The sequence below is a fragment of the Enterobacter cloacae complex sp. IR5403 genome (assembly GCF_049238705.1).
In the GTDB taxonomy this organism is placed as follows: Bacteria; Pseudomonadota; Gammaproteobacteria; order Enterobacterales; family Enterobacteriaceae; genus Enterobacter; species Enterobacter hormaechei_C.
Genome location: NZ_JBMKHP010000002.1, coordinates 82,571 through 100,350 on the forward strand (window position 1 = coordinate 82,571; position 17,780 = coordinate 100,350).

The 17,780-nt window shown below is 54.6% G+C and carries 15 protein-coding genes; 3 read left to right on the forward strand and 12 right to left on the reverse strand.

Going from position 1 to position 17,780, the window contains the following annotated elements:
- Window positions 1-109: 109 nt before the first annotated feature.
- The 6 genes from fucA to ACOTW6_RS03410 form a co-directional block, all read right to left on the reverse strand.
- On the reverse strand, window positions 110-757 hold the full coding sequence (gene fucA / locus ACOTW6_RS03385; protein WP_023296022.1) for an L-fuculose-phosphate aldolase: 648 nt from the start codon (window positions 755-757) through the stop codon (window positions 110-112).
- Window positions 758-785: 28 nt separating this feature from the next.
- Window positions 786-1,781: a LacI family DNA-binding transcriptional regulator gene (locus tag ACOTW6_RS03390; RefSeq protein ID WP_062932303.1), complete on the reverse strand. Its 996-nt coding sequence runs from the start codon at window positions 1,779-1,781 to the stop codon at window positions 786-788.
- A 61-nt stretch (window positions 1,782-1,842) separates the two neighbouring features.
- Window positions 1,843-3,432 carry an FGGY-family carbohydrate kinase gene (locus ACOTW6_RS03395; RefSeq protein ID WP_062932302.1) on the reverse strand — a complete coding sequence of 530 codons (1,590 nt, stop codon included), beginning with the start codon at window positions 3,430-3,432 and terminating at the stop codon, window positions 1,843-1,845.
- An 11-nt stretch (window positions 3,433-3,443) separates the two neighbouring features.
- On the reverse strand, window positions 3,444-4,394 hold the full coding sequence (locus tag ACOTW6_RS03400; RefSeq protein WP_000858088.1) for an ABC transporter substrate-binding protein: 951 nt from the start codon (window positions 4,392-4,394) through the stop codon (window positions 3,444-3,446).
- Window positions 4,395-4,440: 46 nt separating this feature from the next.
- Window positions 4,441-5,424: an ABC transporter permease gene (locus ACOTW6_RS03405; protein WP_017383183.1), complete on the reverse strand. Its 984-nt coding sequence runs from the start codon at window positions 5,422-5,424 to the stop codon at window positions 4,441-4,443.
- Window positions 5,425-5,426: 2 nt separating this feature from the next.
- Window positions 5,427-6,926 carry a sugar ABC transporter ATP-binding protein gene (locus ACOTW6_RS03410; RefSeq protein WP_213788942.1) on the reverse strand — a complete coding sequence of 500 codons (1,500 nt, stop codon included), beginning with the start codon at window positions 6,924-6,926 and terminating at the stop codon, window positions 5,427-5,429.
- A gap of 407 nt (window positions 6,927-7,333) precedes the next feature.
- Between ACOTW6_RS03410 and fucI the strand changes: the two genes are divergently transcribed.
- From fucI to fucU, 3 genes are read left to right on the forward strand one after another with little or no spacing between them, the layout of a single operon-like run.
- Entirely contained in the window at window positions 7,334-9,112 is a 1,779-nt protein-coding gene (gene fucI, locus ACOTW6_RS03415) for an L-fucose isomerase (protein ID WP_062932301.1), read from the forward strand.
- Between the two features lie 49 nt (window positions 9,113-9,161).
- The gene (gene fucK, locus ACOTW6_RS03420) at window positions 9,162-10,565 is read left to right on the forward strand and encodes an L-fuculokinase (protein ID WP_213788944.1); all 1,404 of its coding nucleotides are present in this window, start codon (window positions 9,162-9,164) and stop codon (window positions 10,563-10,565) included.
- Complete coding sequence (gene fucU, locus ACOTW6_RS03425; protein ID WP_022650472.1) at window positions 10,558-10,986, forward strand: L-fucose mutarotase; 429 nt, start codon at window positions 10,558-10,560, stop codon at window positions 10,984-10,986. Before fucK ends, fucU begins: the two co-directional genes overlap by 8 nt.
- 41 nt (window positions 10,987-11,027) lie before the next feature.
- On the opposite strand, the gene cyoE is transcribed toward fucU, so the two are convergent.
- The 6 genes from cyoE to ampG form a co-directional block, all read right to left on the reverse strand.
- Window positions 11,028-11,915 carry a heme o synthase gene (cyoE, locus tag ACOTW6_RS03430; RefSeq protein WP_003859062.1) on the reverse strand — a complete coding sequence of 296 codons (888 nt, stop codon included), beginning with the start codon at window positions 11,913-11,915 and terminating at the stop codon, window positions 11,028-11,030.
- An 11-nt stretch (window positions 11,916-11,926) separates the two neighbouring features.
- Window positions 11,927-12,253 carry a cytochrome o ubiquinol oxidase subunit IV gene (locus ACOTW6_RS03435; RefSeq protein ID WP_006809888.1) on the reverse strand — a complete coding sequence of 109 codons (327 nt, stop codon included), beginning with the start codon at window positions 12,251-12,253 and terminating at the stop codon, window positions 11,927-11,929.
- Window positions 12,253-12,867, reverse strand: coding sequence for a cytochrome o ubiquinol oxidase subunit III (locus tag ACOTW6_RS03440; protein ID WP_003859057.1), 615 nt, complete (start codon window positions 12,865-12,867; stop codon window positions 12,253-12,255). The genes ACOTW6_RS03435 and ACOTW6_RS03440 overlap by 1 nt, the downstream gene beginning before the upstream one ends.
- A complete protein-coding gene (gene cyoB / locus ACOTW6_RS03445; protein ID WP_022650473.1) occupies window positions 12,857-14,848 on the reverse strand; it encodes a cytochrome o ubiquinol oxidase subunit I in 1,992 nt (663 codons plus the stop codon). The genes ACOTW6_RS03440 and cyoB overlap by 11 nt, the downstream gene beginning before the upstream one ends.
- Window positions 14,849-14,864: 16 nt before the next feature.
- The gene (cyoA, locus tag ACOTW6_RS03450; protein WP_062932300.1) at window positions 14,865-15,812 is read right to left on the reverse strand and encodes a cytochrome o ubiquinol oxidase subunit II; all 948 of its coding nucleotides are present in this window, start codon (window positions 15,810-15,812) and stop codon (window positions 14,865-14,867) included.
- A 478-nt stretch (window positions 15,813-16,290) separates the two neighbouring features.
- Entirely contained in the window at window positions 16,291-17,766 is a 1,476-nt protein-coding gene (gene ampG / locus ACOTW6_RS03455) for a muropeptide MFS transporter AmpG (RefSeq protein ID WP_213788941.1), read from the reverse strand.
- Between the last annotated feature and the right edge of the window lie 14 nt (window positions 17,767-17,780).

The following is a 17,780-nucleotide window of genomic DNA, read 5'->3' on the forward strand; positions in this document are numbered from 1 at the left end:
CTCTACCAAAAAGCAGGCCATAGTTTAGGCGGGGTGATAAGTGCGGTAAATAGGTGTTTGTTTAAGAGATATTACGAGGGTGTGATAAAAGCACCCCCGGATAAAAAAATTACGCCTCGACGCGCAATCCGTAGCTTTTGAATTTCTCAAGAACAATGGCAATTTCATCGTCACTGAGTACCGGAACGGGATCCACTATCGCCAGCGTGGTCAGGTAGAGTTTTGCCAGCACCTCTACCTCCTGCGCCAGCCACAGTGCCTTTTCAAGATTTTCTTCGCAGGTTATCAGGCCGTGGTGCTGCAAGAGCGTCGCTTTGCGATCGCGTAACGCGACCGCGACATGCTCTGACAGCGCGCGCGTCCCGAAGGTCGCGTAAGGGGCGCAGGGAATGGAGTTTCCCCCGGCGGCGGCAATCATATAGTGAATAGCAGGAATGGGGCGGTTGAGTATCGAGACGGCGGTACAGTTAACCGCATGGTTATGGACGACGGCGTTAGCATCCGGGCGGGTCTGATACACAACCTGATGAAAACGCCATTCGCTGGAGGGCAGTTTATCTTCTTCGTGTCGCCCCTGTGCATCTACATAGACGATACTCTCTTCGGTCAGATGCTCGTAGGGAATTCCGGTCGGCGTAATCAGCATGCCGTCGCGATAGCGAACGCTGATATTGCCGGCGGTGCCCTGATTTAACCCCATGCGGGTCATCTCAAGGCAGGTGTCGATAATGTCTCTGGCTAATCGGGCTCGTTCCATTTTTTATTCTCCGGGTACAGTTTTATTTTTACTGGCGGGAACGTTTGACCAGCTTCATATCGACTTTCGCCGTCTCGTTGACCGCTTCGCCGTCGATGGCTCGCTGCATCAGTTCAAACGCTTTTTCCGCCCAGGTATCTTCATCCTGCTGCATGGACCAGACGCTGTTAGGCAGGAACCCCAGCATGGGGTGCTCATCGAAGGTGCCGATATTGATGTGTTGGGGCACGGTGCCGGTACGCGTCCGCAGGGCTTCGATTGCCCCTTCCAGAACGGGTAACGATGAGGCGATAAATGCCTGCGGAACACCCTGGCTGTCGATAAGCGAATCCATCAGGGCATATCCGCCCTCCGGCGTATTGTCCGGCCCTTCGATGACCCACTCGCGATGGTGAATACCGGCTGTTTTCAGGGCCTGTAAGTAGCCGTTCAGACGGTCCGTAATACTGGGCAGTGCGGTATCGCCCACAAGGAACCAGAGCGGCGTTTTTCTCTCTGCCAGCATGTTGCGGGCCAGTTCATCCCCCCCGGCCTCGTTATGACTCTCAACCAGCGCGTTGTCAGTAAAGCCAAAATCCCGGTCGAGGAGCACCAGTGGTTTTTGGATCTGCCGCAAATGATGCTGCTGGTTTTCCAGCGTTGAGGGAACGATAAACAAGCCGTCCACGTTGCGCGCCATCAGGGCTTTTACCAGCTTGTTTTCGTAATCCACATCGTTGTAAGTACAGCTGATCATCAGCTGGTAGCCCGAACGGCGGCAGCGCAGTTCGAGTTTCTCGGCGAGCGTTGCAAAGAACACGTTCGAGATGTTGGGCACGATGAGCCCCAGCGTCTCGGTTTTGTTTAGCTTAAGACTGCGCGCCGAATGGTTGAGGATATAGCCGAAGCGCTCGACGTGTTCATTAATTCGGGACTGTGTTTTCACGCTGATCCGATACTGTTCGGCTTTCCCGCTCAGTACCAGCCGCACGGTGGTGACGGATAAATTCAGATCCTTCGCTATCTGTTCAACTGTTTTGGCCATCGCTACGCCTCAATCCTTAACGTACGTAAAAAACTGCTGATAAAGCATACGCATCCTGCCATTACATTTCCTGCTGCATCAGGAGATTAAGCGCCTGCTGCTGGGTCCACAGCATCAGGTACGCCTCATATTTTTGCCGGTGGAAAGCCGCGGTTTCCGGCCGACGGGTGATGATGTCGCCGGCTTTGACCATTTCCCGGGTGGCATCGGTGAGCGTTGCCCATGCACCGCTCGCCACAGCGCCGCAAATGGCCGCGCCGAGAGTGACGGCATCTTCTTCGGCTAAGAGATGAATATCGCAGCCCGTGGCATCGGCATACTCCCGCAGCCAGAGCCGGTTATGGGTGGCTCCTCCACAAATGACAATGCGCGACAAGGTGTGCCCGTGATGTTTCAGGGTATCCATAATATGTCGTGTGCCATAGGCTATGGCCTGTAGCGTGGCCAGGTAGAGCCTCGCCAGCGCACGTTCACCTGTTTCTAATGTCAGACCGACCACGCTGCCCCGAGCATCCGGACGCGAACGCGGCGAGCGGTTGCCGTGGTGATCGGCCAGAATGTGCAGGTTGCGGGTGGGATATTTTTCTTCCTGTTCAAGTGCGGCTACCCAGTCGTTGAGCAGCGCCACCGGATGGCGTTGCGCCGCTTCTGCTTTTGCAAACAGGTCTGCGCTGGCTCCGTGCTCGCGCAACGTCCAGTCGACCAGCGCCCCGGCAGCACTTTGCCCGCCTTCCGTCAGCCAGTAGCCCGGCAGCATGGCGCTCCAGTAAGGCCCCCAGACGCCGGGCGTATGGATCTCCGTCTGACTGGCAAGCATATGGCAGTTCGAGGTTCCGCTGATGAGCGCCAGCGTGCCCTCCGGGTGTGAGCCCGTCAGCGCCACGCCACCCGCGTGGGCATCGATCATGCCGCTTGCCACAACCACCTCTTCGGGCAACCCCAGAGCTTGCGCTGCCTGTGGGCTGAGTTTCCCGACGCATTCAGCGACGTCCAGAATAGTATCGGGAATTTTTGTCAGTAAGGTCTCCAGCCCCACCTCCCTGAGCAGCGATTCGCTGAACTGCGCCTCATGCGCAAGGTAGTTCCATTTGCAGGTGAGGGTGCACAGGCTGGCGGCGTCCTGGCCCGTCGCTTTCCAGACCAGAAAATCGGCAAGGTCGAAAAAGCGCCAGGCCTGATTCCAGGTTTCAGGATGATGTCGCTGCAACCACAGCAGTTTTGGCAGTTCCATTTCAATACTCACCTCGCCGCCCACGTAGCACAGGGCCGGATCGCGTGTGGCATTGATGCGAACGGTTTCTTCGTGAGCACGATGATCCATCCACATAATGATGTCCTGCGATGCCGGACTGTCGGGGGACACGCTCAGGCCGTTACCCTCAGCATCCAGCGCGACCAGCGAGCAGGTGGCGTCGAAGCCAATCGAACGAATGGCGTCGGGTGAGATCCCAGAGGAGTCGACGGCTTCCCGCACCACCGCGCAAACCTGCTGCCAGATCTCCGCGGAGGACTGTTCCACGCGCGCGTTGCTGGCGTGAAACTGCGAAATCGGACGGGTCGCGAAGCTCAAACGCTCGCCTTGCGCAGAGTAAACCCCAGCACGAACGCTGGCTGAACCCACATCGACCCCGAGGAAATAGCCGTCACTCATCATGAACTTCCTTATTTTTTACCAAACGGATGTAACAGTTTATCAATTTCAGGGGTGTTGATATTCTGCGCATTGACATATTTCACTGGAATATCAATTTCTTTAGCCACCGTCTGTCCGGAAATCACCGCGTTCAGCGCCTTTATGCCCTGATAACCAATCTGGTACGCGTCCTGCACCACGAAGCCCTGAATCACGCCGTTTTTGAGGAAGTTAATGATGGCTTCGGTGCTGTCAAAACCGATGACTTTCACTTTGCCCTTCAGATTCTGGCTGTCGATAGCGTTCGCAACGCCCAGGGTTGAGCCTTCGTTGGTGGCATAAATACCGGCGATATCCGGGTTGGCCTGAACCATATCAATGGTTTTATCCATCGCTTTTTGCGGGTCGCCATCGCTATATTGCACCGGCAGTACCTGAATATTCGGGTACTTCTCTTTCATTCGCTCGCTGAATCCTTCAGAGCGCTCAATGGCGGACGTCGTTCCGGCTACGTGGGCGATAATACCCACTTTCCCCTTCTGGCCTACCTGCTCCGCCAGCGCATCCGCAGCCTGTGCGCCCGCCTTACGGTTATTGGTGGCGACAAAGCTGGCCGGGATATCGGAGTTCACGCCCGAGTCGAAGGTCACCACTTTGATCCCCCGGCTGTTGGCGGTTTCGACCAGCGGGGCAAGGGCGTTTGCATCAAGCGCGGCCAGCAACAGGCCGTTTGGCTTTTGTGCCATGGTGTTTTCGACTAACTGGATCTGCTCGGCGATTTGCGTTTCATCGGCAGGGCCAACGTAGCTGGTTTTGTCACCCAACTCTTTTGCGGCAGCTTCCGTCCCCATTTTGACCGTCTGCCAGAATTCGTGCTGGTAACCTTTACTGACTACCGGCAGGTTTAAATCTTTTGCCAGCGCGCTGCTGGACAGGATGGCAACGAGCGACAGGGCGCTCAGGATATGGCTGGTTTTCATTATTTTGCTCCGTTGTAGGGTTGGCAGGGCTTGTTGTATCGAGAACCTAACGCATTCTTTTACGTAACGTGTCCAGGTAGACGGCGGCAACGACGACCACGCCCATCGCCACCATCTGCCAGAACTGGGACACGCCCATGAGATTGAGGCCGTTTTTCAGCACGCTCATAATGAACGCGCCTATGATGGTGCCGCCAATCGTGCCCACGCCGCCCATCAGACTGGTACCGCCGATCACTACCGCCGCAATGGCTTCCAGCTCATAACCCACGCCTACGGTTGGCTGGCCTGAATTGAGACGAGAGGCGAGGATCACCCCGGCCACGCCGGTTAACAGGCCGCATAAGGCGTAAACGAAAATTTTCACTCGCTGGACTTTGATCCCGGAAAGATGTGCCGCCGTTTCATTGCTGCCGACAGCGTAGATATAGCGGCCCATCACCGTTTTCTTCAGGATCCACATGGCGATCAGTGCCACGATGACCAGGTAGAACACCGGGTAAGGCAGGACGTCGAACAGGCGACCCTGCGCTAGCAACTTGAACTGCGGGTAGTCAGAAAAATAAATCGCGCGGCCATCGGTCATCACCATATTGATGCCGCGTACCGACATCATTAAGCCGAGGGTGGCAATAAACGGTGGTATGGTCATTTTGGTGACCAGAAACGCGTTCACATAGCCGCAAAGCCCGCCGGCGAGCACGCCTGCCAGAATACAGACCGGCAGCGGCATACCAAACCCGGCGGCGATGCCCACCGCAACCCCTGAGAACGCCACCACCGATCCGAGCGACAGGTCGATCCCGGCGGTAATAATCACAAAGGTTACGCCAATGGCCATGATGCCAATCACCGCCGTTTGCAGGGCGATAGTCATGATATTTTCAGTATTAAAGAAGAACGGTGAGCTGAAGCTGAAAAACAGAACCAGCAATACCAGGCTAAAAAGAGGCGCCAGACGCATCAGGAGCGCTTTATTTATTTTCATCGTATGACTTCCGCTTTGCGGCGATGGAACGGTAACGGACATGATTAATCCTCCAGCGTGGCGTATTGCATGATTTTTTCCTGGGTGGCGTGCTCAGCCTCTATTTCGCCGGCAATGTGGCCGCTGCGCATCACAAGTATGCGGTCGCACATTCCTAATACTTCCGGCAGTTCGGATGAAATCATGATGATCGATTTACCTTTAGCGACAAGGCGGTTCATTAGTTCATAAATTTCCAGCTTGGCGCCAACATCAATTCCCCGGGTTGGCTCATCAAAAATTAAAATATCGGTATCTTTACAGACCCAGCGGGCAATAATGATCTTCTGTTGATTACCGCCGCTTAAATTCAGTGCCGCCTGTTCCAGATGCGGCGTTTTTATTCGCAGCGCATCCACCAGTTTCTGGCTGGACTCCCGGCAGCGTTTTTCATCGACATTACCCGCGGCGCCGGCGTAGTCCGGGTAATTGCCGAGCAAAATGTTCATCTCAACGGAAAGGCCGAGGGCGAGTCCCTCTTTTTTGCGGTCTTCTGTTAAATAGCTGATGCCTTTCTCAATGGCGTCAGCCACGTCTTTAATCCGTGTGGGGGTGCCGTTCAGCGTCAGGGTACCGGCGTCGATCGCATCGGCGCCAAACAGGGCCCGGCCCAGTTCCGTTCGGCCTGCGCCCATTAAGCCAGCGAGGCCGAGGATCTCACCGCGCCAGAGGGTAAAGTTGATGTCGTGCAGTACACCATTTCGCGTCAGGCCGTTCACCTCCAGCACTTTTTCTCTGCGCTGATGCGGCGGGCGTTTTGGGTAGATGTTATCGAGATTGCGGCCAACCATCATGGCGATAAGCTCGCCGATCTGAACCGTTTCATAATCTACGGTGGCGATGTATTGTCCGTCGCGCATGACGGTCGCGCGATCGGCGATCAGCGCCAATTCTTCCAGACGGTGCGAGATGTAGACTATCCCCGTGCCCTGAGCCTTGAGCATCCGCGTGACGTCAAATAAACTCTCGATTTCACTTTCGGTCAGCGCGGCGGTGGGTTCATCCATTATTAGCACTTTGGCATTGACCGAAATCGCTTTGGCAATTTCCACCATCTGCTGCTGGGCTACGGTTAATTCACTGACGCGGGCGTCCGGGGCGATTTTTAAATTCAGCGTGTGCAGTATTTTCTCAACCGCCTGTCGCTGGGCGCGTTTATCTAACTGCCAGCGACTATTTTTGCAGAATTCACGGCCAATAAAGATATTCTCTTCCACGGTTAAATCGGGAAAGAGATTAAATTCCTGATGGATAATCGTAATACCTGCGTGCTGAGCACTTAGCGGATCGCTGAATGATACGGATTGCCCTTCAAAGCGAATTTCACCGGAATCGGGTTGGTAAACACCGGATAATATTTTCATCAGCGTCGATTTGCCGGCACCGTTTTCACCTAACAGGGCATGAACTTCGCCGCGGCGTAAATCGAAATCAACCTGATTCAGCGCCAGCACGCCGGGAAAGCGTTTGGTGATGCGCGTCATCTGAATAAGAGTCTCTGACATTGCAAAATTCCTGTGTTGGAAAGGCAATGAATCACAAGCCACAGTGATTTAGTTATTAAGCTAACTCGACTTAGCTTTCGTCCTTAAAAGCTATTTTAGGGTCATAATTTAGCCAAATCATTTGTATTCAAATTGTGACGTCGTGCAAAGGTATTTTGTTATTTAATTGAATTTAAACGGTATGTTTAGTTTTTGCTGAATCGTAATACCTGACGCTGATCGAATTTTGACCTCTCATCGTGAAACTGCTCACAGATTCTGCACATTTATCTTGTCTCATTTTTAGTGAGAACCCTAAGCTAATTCGAGTTAGCAAATTTCACCGCTTTCCGTTCACGGTGCTGCCCGGGCGCTTTTTCACGGCTATGCCCCTGAGACGGAGAGGTTAACCAACGTGAGGAAGGGCTATGAAAACGATAAAAGCGTTACCCCGGATTGGCATTCGACCTGTTATTGATGGCCGCCGAATGGGCGTACGTGAGTCTCTGGAAGAGCAGACCATGAACATGGCGAAAGCCACGGCGGCGCTACTCAGTGAAAAATTACGCCACCCCTGCGGTACGCCCGTAGAGTGCGTAATTGCCGACAGCTGCATTGCCGGAATGGCGGAATCCGCCGCTTGCGAAGAGAAGTTCAGCACGTGCCACGTTGGTCTGACGATCACCATCACCCCCTGCTGGTGTTACGGGAGTGAAACCATTGATATGGATCCGCTGCGCCCGAAAGCGATCTGGGGCTTTAATGGCACCGAGCGTCCGGGGGCGGTATACCTCGCAGCGGCGCTGGCAGCGCATAACCAGAAAGGGATCCCGGCGTTTTCCATTTACGGCCACGATGTACAGGATGCGGGCGACGAGACCATCCCGGCAGACGTTGAGGAAAAATTGTTGCGCTTCGCCCGGGCGGGCCTGGCGGTCGCCAGCATGAAGGGGAAAAGTTATCTGTCGGTGGGCGGGGTCTCAATGGGGATCGCGGGCTCGATTGTCGATCACAACTTCTTTGAATCCTGGCTGGGGATGAAGGTGCAGGCGGTGGATATGACCGAACTGCGTCGCCGCATCGATCATAAGATTTACGACGAACAAGAACTTGAGCTGGCCCTGAGCTGGGCGAAGGCACATTTCCGTTTCGGCGAGGATAAAAACGCAGAGCATTATCGTCGCAATGAACAGGAAAATGCCGCGATCCTGCGGGAGAGCCTGCTAATGGCGATGTGCATCCGCGACATGATGCAGGGCAACCCTAAACTCGCTGCGATGGGCCGCGTGGAGGAATCGCTGGGCTATAACGCCATTGCGTCCGGTTTCCAGGGGCAGCGCCACTGGACGGATCAGTATCCAAATGGCGATACCGCAGAGGCGCTGCTGAACAGCTCTTTCGACTGGAACGGTATTCGCCAGCCGTTGGTAGTGGCGACGGAAAATGACAGCCTTAACGGGGTAGCGATGCTGTTTGGGCATCTGATGACCGGCACCGCGCAGATTTTTGCTGATGTACGCACCTACTGGTCGCCGGAGTCGGTTGAGCGTGTTACCGGCCAGAAGCTCACTGGACGGGCTGAGCACGGCATTATTCATCTGATCAACTCCGGCTCGGCGGCGCTGGACGGTACAGCGGAGCAGAAAGACGCCGAGGGGAAACCGACCCTGAAACCACACTGGGACATTACTGAGCAGGAAGCCAACGCGTGCCTGGCCGCAACCCACTGGTGTCCGGCGGTGCATGAATACTTCCGCGGGGGCGGTTTCTCATCAAACTTCCTCACCCGGGGTGGCGTGCCATTTACCATGACCCGCGTAAACCTCATCAAGGGTGTGGGTCCGGTATTACAGATAGCGGAAGGCTGGAGTGTTGAGCTGCCGGAACACGTACATGACATTCTGAATAAGCGCACCGATTCAACCTGGCCCACCACCTGGTTTGCCCCACGCCTGACCGGTAAAGGCCCGTTCAGCGACGTCTATTCAGTGATGGCGAACTGGGGCGCTAACCACGGGGTATTAACCGTCGGGCACGTCGGCGCTGATTTCATCACCCTGGCGTCCATGCTGCGCATCCCTGTATGCATGCATAACGTACCGGAGGCGCTGATTTATCGGCCGACGGCCTGGGGCGCTCACGGTATGGATCCGGAAGGGCAGGATTACCGCGCCTGTGAAAATTACGGACCGTTATACAAACATTAATCCGGCCTGCCAGCCTGCTCCGGCGGGCTGGCAGCCTGTGGGGACCGCGATGAAAAAATGTTTTCTGGTTCTCGATTGTGGCGCGACGAACGTGCGCGCCATTGCGCTGGATCCCGAAGGGAATATTGTGGCGCGCGCCGCAGTGGCGAACGAAAGCGAAAGCGCCGCTGAAAATCCGGCCTGGCACCAGTGGTCGCTCGACGCCATCATGCAACGGTTTGCCGTCTGTTGTCAGAAAATCAGCGCAGCGCTGAGCGAGCATCACCTGTGCGGAATGAGTGTGACGACCTTTGGCGTGGATGGCGCACTGGTAGATGAGCGGGGAGAACTGCTTTACCCGATCATCAGCTGGAAGTGCCCGCGAACCGTGCCGGTGATGGAAGCGGTTGCCCGTTCATGCTCCCCGGCAGAACTACAGCAGATCACCGGCGTTGGGCAGTTTAGTTTCAACACGTTGTATAAGCTAGGCTGGCTTCAGGACAACCGTCCCGATCTGTTACAGCGTGCTCACGCCTGGCTTTTTATCTCCTCGCTAATCAACCATCGCCTGACCGGAAAGATGACGACCGATCTCACGATGGCCGGTACCAGTCAGATGTTCGATCTGCATCGGCAGCGCTTCAGCGAAACGATCTTAAGCAAGATCGGCGTGCCTCATTCCCTTTTCCCGCCGCTGGTTTCCCCCGGAGAAAGGATTGGTGAATTGCGGCCCGACGCTGCATCCAGGCTCGGATTGCCTTGCGGTGTGCCGGTGATCTCCGCCGGGCACGACACGCAGTTTGCCCTTTTTGGCGCCGGAGCGGGAATTAATGAGCCAGTTCTCTCTTCGGGTACCTGGGAGATTTTAATGGCGCGCACCACGCAGGTTGATACCGCTTTGCTGGGGCAATACCCGGGCGCGACCTGCGAACTGGATAGCCGGACGGGGCTCTATAATCCGGGAATGCAATATCTGGCGTCTGGCGTACTGGAGTGGATCCGCGCGCTGTTCTGGTCGCCTGGTACCGACTGGGACACTATTCTGGCTCAGGCGGCGGCAATTCCGAACGGCGCGGATGGCGTCACGATGAATACCCAACTGCTCGACTCTCCACTCGCCGGCTGGCAGGGCGTTACGCTCACCACCACGCCAGCCCATTTTTACCGCGCAGCCCTGGAAGGACTCACGGTGCATCTGCAAGAAAAATGCCTGGCGCTGGAGGCGATCGCGCAATTTAAGGCGTGTGAACTCCTGCTGGTGGGGGGAGGTAGCCGCAATATGCTGTGGAATCAGCTCAAGTCCAATGCGCTTGGGATCCCGGTGAAGGTTCTTGAAGAGGCTGATACGACCGTGCTGGGGGCGTCTTTGTACGGATGGTGGGGCGTCGGAGAAACGGCCAGCGCTGAGGCTGCTCGCGATCGGGTCCACTATCGTTACCGTTATTTCTATCCTGAGGAGCAACCTTGTGCTTAAAACGATATCCCCTCTGATTTCACCCGAGCTGCTGAAAACGCTGGCAGAGATGGGTCATGGTGACGAGATTATTTTTGCAGATGCTCACTTTCCCGCACACAGCCTGGGGCCAAAGACGATCCGCGCAGATGGCCTGCTCATCAGCGATTTGCTGGCCGCGGTGATACCGCTGTTTGAACTGGACAGCTATGCGCCACCGCTGGTGATGATGGCCCCTGTCGACGGGGATACGCTCGATATCCAGGTCGAAGCGCGCTATCGCAACGCACTCTTTGGTGAGGCGGAAGGGGAGGGGATTACGCGTATTGACCGTTATGCGTTTTATGCGCGGGCACAGAAAGCGTACGCCATTGTGGTGACGGGCGAGACCGCGAAATACGGCAATATACTGTTAAAGAAAGGGGTTACGCCGTACCCATAAAAAAACGCCGGGTTAAACCCGGCGTTTTTACTTCAGTCTTCTTACCAGACGTAAGTCAGCAGGTTTTGTGAATCAGGCACCATGAAGTCTACGGACATCATCACGGACAGGGAGGTGATGGCGACAATCGAGAACACAAACAGCTTGCGAGCCCAGACCTTGTCATCTTCCACTTTGTAACCGCGCAGGGCCATGCCGAGCCACCAGACGCTCACCGCAGCTGCTACCACCAGATATTTATATCCGGCGTAACCGCCCAGAGAGAGCATCAGCGTTGCCACGGCAAAAGCGATGATGTAAAGCGTGATGTGGTTTTTGGCAACCGAAATGCCTTTCACGACCGGCAGAACCGGAATGTTCGCCGCCTGATAATCCTTAAAGCGGAAAATCGCGATGGCGTAGGAGTGCGGCATCTGCCACAGGCTAAAGATAGCCAGCAGGATCAGCGCACCGCTGTCGAACTCGTTCGTGACGGCGCAGTAGCCAATCACCGGCGGCGCAGCGCCGGAGAGAGAACCAATCAGCGTGCCGTAGACGGAGTGACGTTTCATATACAGGCTGTAGACGCCCACATACACCACGAACCCCATCACCCCCAGCCAGCAGGCCAGCGGGTTAGCACCAAACCACAGCAGCATAAAGCCAGCAATACCCAGCAAGGTGGCGTACACCAGCGAGACGGAAGGAGCAATCAGGCCTTTAACCAGCACCCGATTTTTGGTCCTTTCCATCTTCTTGTCGATATCCATGTCGATGTAGTTGTTAAATACACAACCGGACGCAACCACCAGTGACACACCGACCAGCGTGTAAATAAAGAGGGTGTAATCAATGCTGCCCTTAGAGGCCAGCAGGAACCCTCCGATTACGGAGATCAGGTTGCCAAAGATGATGCCTGGTTTCGTGACTTGCAGGTATTGCTTAAACATACTCGCCGCTCTTAGTGAACCATCATGTTGTAGTTAAGGTTCCACATAATCCAGATGGAACCGACTACCAGGATAGCGATGATAATCACGGTAAAGATAAAGGCCGTCATGTTCCAGCCTTCATCGGACTTGGTGTTCATGTGCAGGAAGCAAACCAGATGCACCAGAATCTGAATCACCGCGGTCACCAGGATTGCGCCCAGGATAACCGGCTTAGATGCAGAACCGTTCATCACCATCCAGAACGGGATCACCGTCAGAATGATCGACAGGATGAAACCTGTCATGTAGGTTTTTACGCTGCCGTGGGAAGCGCCATGATCGTTAGAATGACTCATTACATCGCCCCCATCAGATAGACAACAGAGAACACACAGATCCATACCACGTCCAGGAAGTGCCAGAACAGGCTCAGGCACATAATACGGGTACGGTTAGTACTGGTCAGGCCGCGACGGGAGATCTGGAACATCAGCACCGCCATCCAGATCAGACCCGAGGTCACGTGCAGACCGTGGGTGCCTACCAGCGCGAAGAACGCTGACAGGAAGCCGCTACGATCCGGGCCGAAACCTTCCATGATCAGGTGATGGAATTCATAGATTTCCATCCCGATAAAGCCAGCACCAAACAGCCAGGTCAACGCCAGCCAGGAGACAACCTGGCTCTTGTTGTTTTTGTACATGGCGATAGCCGCCATGCCGTAGGTGATGGAGCTGAATAACAGCAGTGCGGTTTCAACCAGAACGAACGGCAGTTCAAAGATGTCCTTACCGGTCGGGCCGCCCGCTGTGCCGTTCACCAGAACGGCATAGGTTGCGAACAGACAGCAGAACAGGATGCAGTCGCTCATCAGGTAGATCCAGAAACCGAAGACTTTCGTCGGTCCTGTATCATGGTGCGCATGTTCATGCGCGTGGGCAGTTGAGTGCGCCAGAGTATCAGTTGCCATTTTTCAGCCCCGCTTTAGAAATCTCGTCAAAATGCTGGTTTTCCAGCTTTTCAACTTCACGGACTGGTACGTAGTAGTCCACGTCCTCGTCAAAGCTCTTCACAATCCAGCTGATTACGATGCCAGCGAAGCCAACAATCGCCATCCACCAGATGTGCCAGATCATTGCGAAACCAAATACCGTTGCGAAGGCGGCAATCACGATGCCTGCACCGCTGTTTTTCGGCATATGGATCTCTTCGTAATGTTCAGGTTGCTTGTACGCTTCACCTTTTTCTTTCATTTCCCAGAATGCGTCACGCTCGTGAATGTGCGGCACTACGGCAAAGTTATAGAACGGAGGTGGAGAAGAGGTAGACCACTCCAGCGTACGGCCACCCCACGGGTCACCGGTCAGATCGCGGTTCAGGTTACGGTCACGGATAGACACGTAGTACTGAATCAGCTGGCACAGAATACCGCAGGCAATCAGCGCTGCGCCGCCCGCTGCAATCATCAGCATTGGGTGGAACTGCGGATCGATCTGCTGGCTCAGACGACGGGTCATCCCCATGAAGCCCAGCACGTACAGCGGCATAAACGCCACGAAGAAGCCGATGATCCAGAACCAGAACGCGCGTTTACCCCATTTTTCGTTCAGGGTGAAACCGAACGCTTTTGGCCACCAGTAGGTCACACCAGCGAAGCAGCCGAAGACCACGCCACCGATGATAACGTTATGGAAGTGCGCAATCAGGAACAGACTGTTGTGCAGAACGAAGTCAGCACCCGGTACCGCCAGCAGTACGCCGGTCATCCCACCTACGGAGAAGGTCACGATGAAGCCGATGGTCCACAGCATGGCTGAGTGGAACACGATACGGCCCTGGTACATGGTGAACAGCCAGTTGAAGATCTTAACCCCGGTCGGGATCGCGATAATCATGGTGGTAATACCGAAGAAGGCGTTTACGTTGGCGCCCGCACCCATGGTGAAGAAGTGGTGCAGCCAGACGATGAACGACAGAACGGTAATACATACGGTTGCCCACACCAGAGAGGTGTAACCAAACAGACGTTTACGCGAGAAGGTTGCCGCGATTTCGGAGAACACACCGAACACCGGCAGAACCAGGATGTACACTTCCGGGTGACCCCAGGCCCAAATCAGGTTGATGTACATCATCATGTTGCCACCCATATCATTCGTGAAGAAATGGGTACCCAGATAGCGATCCAGGGTCAGCAGCGCGATGGTGACGGTCAGAATTGGGAACGACGCGATAATCAGGACGTTGGCGCACAGAGATGCCCAGGTAAATACTGGCATCTTGAACATCGTCATTCCTGGTGCACGCATCTTCAGGATGGTCACGAAGAAGTTGATACCGGTCAGGGTGGTACCGACACCGGAGAGCTGAAGCGCCCAAATCCAGTAGTCAACGCCCACGCCCGGACTGTACTCAATTCCCGACAGCGGCGGATAGGCCAGCCAGCCGGTCTGAGCAAATTCGCCCACACCCAGTGACAGGTTAACCAGGATAACGCCGACAACCGTGAACCAGAAGCTCAGGTTGTTCAGGAACGGGAACGCAACGTCGCGCGCGCCGATTTGCAGCGGAACGACCACGTTCATCAGACCAATTACCAGCGGCATCGCCACGAAGAAGATCATGATAACGCCGTGGGCGGTAAAGATCTGATCGTAGTGGTGCGGCGGCAGGAAGCCGGCTTCGCCCGCAGACGCAAGCGCCTGCTGGCTACGCATCATGATTGCATCCGCAAAGCCACGAATTAACATGACGATACCGACGATGCAGTACATGATACCGAGTTTTTTGTGGTCAACCGAAGTCAGCCACTCATTCCACAGGTAGCTCCACTTACCGAAGTAAGTGATCAGGCCAACTAAGGCCGCGCCACCAATGATAATTGCAGCCACCGTAACCATAATAATCGGTTCATGGTAGGGCACTGCATCCAGTGTCAATTTTCCGAACATTTTCTTCCTCGGCCCCTTAGTGAGCGGTTTCCGCGTGGCTCATGTTCATGCCTTCCATACCCTGGTGCGTGTTGTGCTCGCCTTCAGGCTGGGTCATGTCCATGCTCATGCCGTGATCCATAAATTTGCCAATAACGTCTTTGAACAGATTCGGTTTCACGTTAGAGAAGTACTCCACCTTGTTGTATTCGCTAGGTGCAGCCACTTTTTCGAACGCCGCCATGTCAGACATGGTGTTTGGAGACTGCTTCGCTTTTGCAACCCACTGGTCGAAAGTCGCGCGGTCTGGCGTAGCGATAGCTTTGAACTTCATACCCGAGAAGCCCGGGCCACTATAGCTGGCGGAGATACCGTCGTAGGTGCCTGCTTCATTCGCGATCAGGTGCAGGTTAGTCTGCATACCGGCCATCGCGTAAATCTGGCTGCCCAGACGTGGGATGAAGAAGGAGTTCATTACGGAGTTGGAGGTCACTTTGAACTGAACCGGAGTGTTCGCCGGGAAGGCGATTTCATTCACGGTAGCAATGCCCTGTTCTGGATAGATGAAGAACCATTTCCAGTCCATGGAGACCACTTCAATGGTAATAGGTTTTTCATCGTGAACCAGCGGTTTGCTCGGCTCAAGTGCGTGAGTGGTTTTCCAGGTCAGTACAGCAAGGAACAGGATGATCAGAATAGGTACCGTCCAGACCACAGCTTCCACTTTATTGGAGTGTGACCAGTTAGGGCTATACTTCGCATCTTTATTGCTCGCACGATACTTCCAGGCGAAACCAACAGCCATCAAGATGGCAGGAATAACCACAATCAACATCAGGCCGAAAGCCGTCAGTATCAATGAACGTTGTTCCAGTCCAATCTGTCCTTTGGGGTCTAGTAGTGCAGAATCGCAGCCACTGAGTAATACAGTGCCTGCGAATAATGACAACCATCCCAAACTTTTATTGTATTTCCTGAGTCTCATTTAACGACCTCAATTCCACGGGAGTCTGGTGGCGTTTAAAGTGTGGGGGCATTTTACGGGAAGGTTACATTACTGTAAACATCATTAGCCCTGTGTCAGGAAGGTGTTACCGGGTTCTGCCGCACATGTCACAAGTGTTGCAAATTATGTCGCGTTTCCAGAGGGAAGCCGCACGGAGTGGGCGTTATAACGAAAGGGTGTCCCAGCATACCGCAAAAGGGACAATTGGTATAACCATTGCGGAAAATACACAAATAATTAACAATTAATTATCAATAAAAAGACAACTAAAAAACGAAAATTCAATCTTTCGAATGCTGAATCGTTTAACGGAAAATAGCGTAGCGAAATAAGCTCCAATAATTTCCGAATGCTATCCCGCACAAAACAACAAATATTTTTTTTGCCGATGGCGGTTATTTCACCGTTATAATTTCGTGTCGTTATTACAACGGGAAATAACCTTTCGCTTTTTACTTCATGTCATCTGCGTTTTCCGCAGTGACATGAAATCCAGCAACCCACCGGTCAGGATACCCACGATGGCGAGAAACACGCCAGCATCAAGCAGGTGGGTTTCAAAAGGAAGCGACAAGGTGGTCGTCGCATTCATGATGAGTACCGCGAGCCACACTACCAGCGCAAGACAACCAGCCATCAGCAGACGCAGGGCAAACCGATAGGCAGCCTGATATTCCGTGCGCGGCATGAAGTGTTCCGTCCGCTGGGTATATTCCAGCGTCTGGCGACAGACCAGCAGCAATAAAATCCCCGGCACGGCCGCCACCACTGAGAAGAGATAAAACGTCGGCCAGCCGTGGGCTTCAACAAACCAGCCCGCGACGGGGCCAACGTATACGCGACCGACGGCAGAAAGGGCAGAGAGCAGCGCAAACTGGGTGGCGGAAAATGACTTATTGCACAGCGTCATCAGCAGGGCGACAAATGCCGCAGTGCCCATACCGCCACACAGGTTTTCAAAAAATACCGCCGTCGCCATGCTGATCATATGCTTGTCGGTGATCGACAGCAGCCAGTAACCGGCATTCGATGCGCCCTGAAGGATGCCAAAGATCAGCAGAGCACGGAACAGCGACAGGCGCTGCATCAATACGCCGCCGTACAGCGCGCCGACGATCGTGGCAAACAGCCCCAGGGTTTTGTTCACCACGCCAACCTCGCCCGCATCAAATCCGACGCCGCGGATCAGGAAGGTGGTGGTCAGACTCATGGCGAAAGCGTCGCCGAGCTTATAAAGGACAATCAGCAGCAGGATAAGCCAGGCATTATTGCGACCAAAGAAGTCACGGAGCGGTGCGGCGACGGCCTGCTCCAGCGAGCGGGGGACCGGAATCACATCGCTCGGTTCAGGCGCGAATAGCGTGGCAATAATGCAGGGGATCAGCAGAGCGGCCATCAGCCAGTACATTCCCTGCCAGCCGAGATAGCGATCGGCAAGCCAGAGGGCCAGCCCGCCGGAAACCAGCATACCCAGGCGGTAGCCAAGCACGCTGATTGCCGCACCGGCGCCACGCTCTTCTGCTGGCAGGACGTCCGTCTTCCAGGCGTCAAAAACAATGTCCTGCGAAGCGGAGCAGAAGGCGATGACCACCGCAAGCGCGGCCATCCAGCGCAGCTGTGTTGACGGCTCAAGGAAACCCATTGCGGCAATGGCCAGCAACAGCAGCACCTGCGTCATCACTAACCAGCCGCGACGGCGCCCGAGGAACGGTGGGGTATAGCGATCCATCACCGGCGACCACAGGAACTTAAAGACGTAAGCCTGGCCGACGAGCGAGAAGAAACCAATGGTTTTAAGATCGATGTTCTCAACCGTCATCCACGCCTGTAACGTGCCGGAGGTGAGCGCAAGGGGTAAACCGGAGGCGAAACCAAGGATCAGCAGAATAGCTGATTTCGGTTGCTGGAAAATACTTAAGTAGTGACTGGACATGTTTTTATGAACTG